The organism is Cupriavidus sp. SIMBA_020 (assembly GCF_046535395.1).
GTDB lineage: Bacteria > Pseudomonadota > Gammaproteobacteria > Burkholderiales > Burkholderiaceae > Cupriavidus > Cupriavidus campinensis.
Window position 1 is genome coordinate 1 of sequence record NZ_JAWRWU010000904.1, and the last position, 261, is coordinate 261.

Sequence of the window (261 nt, forward strand, 5' to 3'; positions counted from 1 at the left end):
GGTACTGCCGCGGCCTTCCTCGCTCTTCACTTCGAGTTGTGCATCGTGCCGTTGCAGCACGTGCTTGACGATCGCGAGGCCCAGGCCCGTGCCGCCCGTGTCGCGTGAGCGGCTGCGATCGACGCGATAGAAGCGCTCGGTCAGCCGCGGAATGTCCGCCGCCGGAATGCCCAAGCCGCTATCGGTGACGGAGAACACCGCGCCGCCGCCGCTCGCCTGCCAGTTCACCCTGATTGCGCCGCCGTCCGGCGTGTAGCGAAT

1 protein-coding gene is annotated in these 261 nt (G+C 68.2%); it reads right to left on the reverse strand.

All coding sequences use genetic code 11. The annotated features are described in order from the left end of the window. Positions 1–261 (reverse strand): ATP-binding protein (locus tag SB751_RS32045; RefSeq protein ID WP_410749271.1); only part of this gene is annotated, 261 nt, incomplete at both ends.